The sequence below is a fragment of the Oceanospirillum sediminis genome, assembly GCF_014164585.1.
Taxonomy (GTDB): Bacteria; Pseudomonadota; Gammaproteobacteria; order Pseudomonadales; family Halomonadaceae; genus Oceanospirillum; species Oceanospirillum sediminis.
On record NZ_JACJFM010000097.1, the window covers coordinates 384 to 631 of the forward strand.

Annotated in this window: 1 pseudogene; it reads left to right on the top strand. The window is 31.5% G+C overall.

The features are described 5' to 3' along the window. A pseudogene (locus tag H4O21_RS28020) lies at positions 1-248 on the top strand (hypothetical protein); the annotation flags it as partial.

The window sequence follows — 248 nt, forward strand, 5'->3', positions numbered from 1 at the left end:
TTTTGAATCAATTGATAAATTATAGTTTAAATGCAACTATTAAACAATTGTATTTCAAAGGAAAAGCCTACGAATTATTGAGTTTGTATTTTAATAGAAGTGAGGATGCCGATGTTGAGCAATGTCCGTTTTTAGTGGATGAAGCTAACGTGATTAAAATTAGAAAAGCAAAAGACATCATAGTTTCCCGAATGGCGGAACCGCCAACATTACAAGAATTAGCCGATGAAATAGGATTGAATATTAAA